A 5,383-nucleotide genomic window follows, 5' to 3' on the forward strand; every position below is an offset into this window, starting at 1 on the left:
TCTTACCTTCAAGGGTGGCTTTTTCCGGATCATGTGGCATTTGTTTCGGATTCAGTACATCATCATGACTCATTATTTGCCAGCCCCCTTCTTAATATCTGCTTCAATGTCTTCTTTATGAATGTGATGTCCTAAGTCATCTTTCAAGGAACGTGTCAACATTGAACCGAGCAATATTCCCATACCGACGAACACAGCAGCTAACCATGCTTTATCATCAGTCTGGTAAATAAATCCGAACCCAGCAATGAAGATACCAAGGGACATCGTGAATGGTAAAATAGAAGCGTTCGGCATGTGAATGTCACCGAGCGGTTCAGCTGGAGTCATTCCTTTTTTATCTTCCATTTTTTCAATCCATAATGGATCAAGTCCACGTACTAATGGAGTTTGTGCAAAATTATAATGCAGTGGTGGTGACGCAATTGACCATTCTAGCGTACGACCGTTTTCCCATGGATCCGCATCTGCTTTCTTTTCTTTTACAGAAGTATAAACAATATTGATCAAGAAAATGATCGTACCAATGGCCATTAAGAACGCCCCAATCGTACTGATCATATTTCCAGTTTCAAGTCCCTGACCTTCAAGGAAAACCCAATAACGTCGTGGCATACCCATCAAGCCTAGGAAGTGTTGAATAAAGAACGTTAAGTGGAATCCGACAAAGAAAGGCCAGAATGCCAGTTTTCCAAGTTTTTCGTTCAATACTTTACCAAACATTTTCGGCCACCAGTAATGAAGAGCCGCAAAGATACCGAAAGCAACCCCACCAACAATAACATAGTGGAAGTGACCGACAACGAAATACGTATCGTGATATTGGTAGTCAGCTGCAGCTGCTGCAAGCATTACTCCTGTCATACCGCCGATTGTGAAAGATGGTATGAAAGCCACAGACCATAACATGGCTGAAGTCATTCGAATTTGACCACCCCACATTGTAAATAACCAGTTAAATATCTTAATACCAGTCGGAACAGCAATAGCCATTGTAGCTACAGCAAAGATTGAGTTGGCAATTGGGCCCATACCTACTGTGAACATGTGGTGTGCCCAAACCATGAAGCCTAAGAAACCGATCAATACAGTCGCAAAGACCATGGCTGAATAACCAAATAAACGTTTTTTAGAAAATGTCGGGAATATGTCGCTAAATGCTCCAAACAATGGAAGGATTAAAATATATACTTCCGGGTGTCCGAAGATCCAGAATAAGTGCTCCCAAATGATAACGTTACCTCCAAGACCGACATCAAAGAAGGCAGAACCGAACATACGGTCAAACATCATAAGGAACAGTCCAACAGTCAACGCTGGGAATGCAAATAGAATCAACGTACTTGTTACGAACACAGACCATGTGAATAAAGGCATACGCATGTAAGTCATACCTGGAGCCCTCATATTGACGATGGTAACTAGAAAGTTAATCCCACCAATTAGGGTACCTGCACCCGAGATTTGTAATCCCATGACATAGTAATCTACCCCATGACCTGGTGAAGTTGTTGAAAGCGGTGCATAGTTTGTCCAACCTGCATCAGGCGCTCCTCCAGTAAACCAAGATACATTCAACATCAATCCCCCAAATAGGAACAGCCAGAACCCAAGGGAATTCAAGAATGGGAAAGCTACATCTCGTGCCCCGATTTGTAAGGGGACCACGGCATTCATTAAAGCGAAAATCAATGGCATGGCTGCCAAGAAAATCATTGTTGTTCCGTGCATCGTAATCATTTCATTATAAAGTCCAGCTGATAGGAAATCATTATCAGGCTTCATCAACTGAATTCGAATTAACATGGCTTCTAGCCCGCCGATCAAGAAAAACAAACCACCAGAGACCAGATAAAGATGGGCAATCTTCTTATGGTCTACCGTTGTCAAATAATCCCAGATCGCAGCGCCGAGCCCTCGTTTTTGCGCTACTGCAGTACTCACGCTTTAACCTCCCTTTTAAAACCTCTGTCTCATCAAAAGTTATTCATCCGTATTTTTTGTAGGAACGTCTGTCCCGACATCAGAATGTTTTAATTGCAACAGATAATCTGCAATCTTGTTCGCCTCTTCTTCAGAAACGATGTTAGCAGGCATTTGGTTGCCTGGTTTAACTTCATCTGGATTTGTAATCCAATCCACTAAGTTATCTTTAGAAGGTTCTAAGACTCCGGCAATCTTCTGACGGTTACCAAAATTGGTGAGATTTGGTCCTACACCCGCAGATGATCCTCCGATTGCATGACAGCTCATACAATTGTTGTTGAATAGTTCTTGACCTTCTTTAGCTGAAGCGGTTTCAGGAGTTGCCTCAGGATCTACATTCTGCATATCTTCAACCCACTGGTCGAATTCATCAGGACTCACAGCAACCACTCTGAAGTCCATTAAGGAGTGCGATGGTCCACAAAGTTCAGCGCAGTGTCCCCAATACACGCCCTCTTCATAAGCTTCTAAGTACATCGTGTTCATGTTTTCACCAGGATTCGTATCCATCTTACCAGCAATTGATGGTAGCCAGAATGAGTGGATGACATCACTGGATTTCATGTTTAAGTATACGCGCTCTCCAGTTGGAATGTAGAGCTCTTGACTCGTTGCGATTTCCTGACCAGCGTAATTGAAGTGCCACCAGTATTGATTACCAATAACTTCAATGGTCATTGCATCTTCATTTTCCTGTGAAGATTGATCCGCAAGATCGAATGTTGCCTGTACGGTAGGAACAGCCAATACAAGGAGTAAAATGATCGGAATTACAGTCCAAATCACCTCTAAAGCCTTGTTTCCTTCCGTTTGCTTAGGAACTAAATTTTCCTGTCCTTTTTTCTGTCTGTAGCGAATAAGGACAAATGCATAAATTGCCATTACGATAACGAAGACAAAGATCATTATCGCGATACTGATGATCATAAGATCTAATATTAATTCCGCTCCGTAGCCTTTAGGCTTAAGGGCACTCAAATTGTCTACCCCACATCCGGATAGGATGAGGGTGAGAGCACCAAAAAGAAACAATGAACGGAATTTACCCATCCAACCTCTCATGAATGATACCTCTCTTTCTCTTTTTACATATTATATATGGAACTAGCTCAATAAAAATTGAGCTAGTACATTAAAATGGGAATGGTAAAGTGACCAGGACCATCATAAAGAACATTATGGTTAAATAATTTAGGGAGTAAATAAACATCCATGTTGCCCATTTTCGATCATTTTTCATGAAGAAACCGGCAACTCCCAAAGCCAGCCAGCCTAGGGAAAGGGTTGTAGCTATAATAAGAAATACACTGCCTAGTGAAGCTAAGTAGATCGGCAATGGCAGCAGACAAGCTACGTAGATGACGATTTGTCTTTTCGTCATATCGAACCCGTGCACTACTGGCAGCATCGGGATACCTGCAGCTTGGTATTCATCTTTCTTCTTCATGGCTAGTGCCAAGAAATGAGGGGTTTGCCATATAAACATAATTAAAAATAGAATAACAGCTTCTAGTTGAAGGCCGGGGTCAATGGCTGACCAACCAATCAACGGGGGGACAGCTCCGGAAAAACTTCCGATAACCGTGTTGATCGTGTACCTTCTTTTCGACCACATCGTATAAAGTACAACATATACGAACCATCCGAACGCGCCCCATAAAGCAGCTTCCATGGTTGTAAATAATAAAATGACAAAACCGGTGAGTGAAGTCGCAATCCCCATGTTCCGAATCAATGTCAGAGACATGGTTCCTGTTACAGTCGGCCGGTTCTTCGTTCGAGACATGATCGGGTCGATATCCCGGTCATACCAGTTGTTTATTATACATCCACCTGCAATGACGAAAGCGGTTCCGAGCATTGTCAGCAGAAAAGTTAACCAATGATCGATAAAAGAGGACCCTGTGAAGTATAAGGCTAACCAGAATCCTGCAAAGGTTGTGATTAAATTTGAATTTATAATCCCTACTTTGATCAAGCTTTTAATATCAGCTAACAATGAAGACTCACGGACAGTCGACTGGCCGATGATTTCTGTAGAAGCAGATTCGACTGTTCTTGGATTATCCATCGTAATATCTTCCTCCTTCTACCTCTCTTACGTTCCATGAATGAAATAATCATGACGTCAATCGAGGACTGTTTCCATCCTAAGAGGTTCAAGGATAAGAAACATCAAAATAATTGTATCATGGAATTTGTCTTCTATCTATTTAATTAAGAGATTTTTGTGAATTTGTGACAACTTTGTGAAGGAGTTTCATCCCCTAGTATCAACCATAAAAGCAATTCTTAACGCTTTTTTTATGGATTCATATACTTGATTAGAGATTGCTTTCCTAAAACAGTTACCTCTTTATTTCTAGCAGACCCTCAGACGCATTGCAAGTTTTTTCAAATGAATCGGTTGGAAAGAGTATTGGGGAAGATCTAAATTTGTGTGTTCATTCTAAAAGTTCAATTGACTGGCTGTCTATGCTCATAACAATTACGCTTGTCGAACATGTAAGGAGGGCACTCTCCATCTATTCCTAGATATTTCCATTCATCATCAGCCTTAATACTTTCTTTATTCACTTCTCTTTCTGTAGGTATTATTGTCTTCTCTCCTCTATACGTACGATATATAAAAACTGCACAGAAAAAGCGACCTGGTTATACAGGTCGCTGCCCTTCTTCTTCTATATTATTCAAATTCTATGAGCAAATCACCTACATGAATTGCTTCATTGTTTTCCACATAAATATCTTTAATGACGCCATCAAATGGTGCTTGAACTGTCGTTTCCATCTTCATTGCTTCAGTGATCATCAGATGGTCGCCTTTCTTCACTTTCTCACCTTTACTTGCAATCGCTTTGATTACCGTTCCTGGCATGCTGGCACCGATATGCTTAGTATTTGATTTATCAGCTTTCGGGCGTACCTGCACAGTGGCTTTGACATTTTCATCATTAATGACTACTTCACGTGGCTGACCGTTCAGTTCGAAGTATACAGTTCTTGTACCATCCACCTGCGCTTCTCCTACGGACACCAGTTTCACAATCAGCGTTTTTCCTTGCTCGATTTCAACTTCTATTTCTTCTCCTAATCTCATTCCATAGAAGAACGTCGGCGTATCAAGAACGGACATGTCGCCGAATTGTTCTGTGAATTTTTGATGATCCATAAACACTTTTGGATATAAAGCGTAACTGATCATATCAAAGCTTGTCACTTGACGGTCAAGTTTGTGGAACAAAGTTTCCTTAAGATCCGTGAAATCGACCGGTGCAAGCAATTCACCTGGACGAACCTTGATCGGCTCTCTTCCTTTTAATATAATCCTTTGCAATTCAGAAGGAAACCCACCGTATGGCTGACCCAAATACCCTTGGAAAAACTCTACGACACT

4 protein-coding genes are annotated in these 5,383 nt (G+C 41.4%); all 4 read right to left on the reverse strand.

Annotated elements, in window-relative coordinates:
• Positions 1-72: 72 nt before the first annotated feature.
• Positions 73-1,944: a cytochrome c oxidase subunit I gene (gene ctaD / locus LD39_RS09775; protein WP_035545654.1), complete on the reverse strand. Its 1,872-nt coding sequence runs from the start codon at positions 1,942-1,944 to the stop codon at positions 73-75.
• Positions 1,945-1,983: 39 nt separating this feature from the next.
• Complete coding sequence (coxB, locus tag LD39_RS09780) at positions 1,984-3,048, reverse strand: cytochrome c oxidase subunit II (protein WP_035545656.1); 1,065 nt, start codon at positions 3,046-3,048, stop codon at positions 1,984-1,986.
• A gap of 70 nt (positions 3,049-3,118) precedes the next feature.
• Entirely contained in the window at positions 3,119-4,057 is a 939-nt protein-coding gene (gene cyoE, locus LD39_RS09785; protein ID WP_035545659.1) for a heme o synthase, read from the reverse strand.
• A gap of 615 nt (positions 4,058-4,672) precedes the next feature.
• Positions 4,673-5,383: biotin/lipoyl-containing protein (locus LD39_RS09790; RefSeq protein ID WP_304413576.1), on the reverse strand; the 711-nt coding region annotated here is incomplete at its 5' end.

The organism is Halobacillus sp. BBL2006, assembly GCF_000786645.1.
Classification (GTDB): Bacteria; Bacillota; Bacilli; order Bacillales; family Halobacillaceae; genus Halobacillus.

Excerpts from the sequence above, each read along its gene's own strand:
- coxB (WP_035545656.1), bottom strand. The coding sequence starts at position 3,048 with ATGAGAGGTTGGATGGGTAAATTCCGTTCATTGTTTCTTTTTGGTGCT.
- cyoE (WP_035545659.1), bottom strand. The coding sequence starts at position 4,057 with ATGGATAATCCAAGAACAGTCGAATCTGCTTCTACAGAAATCATCGGC.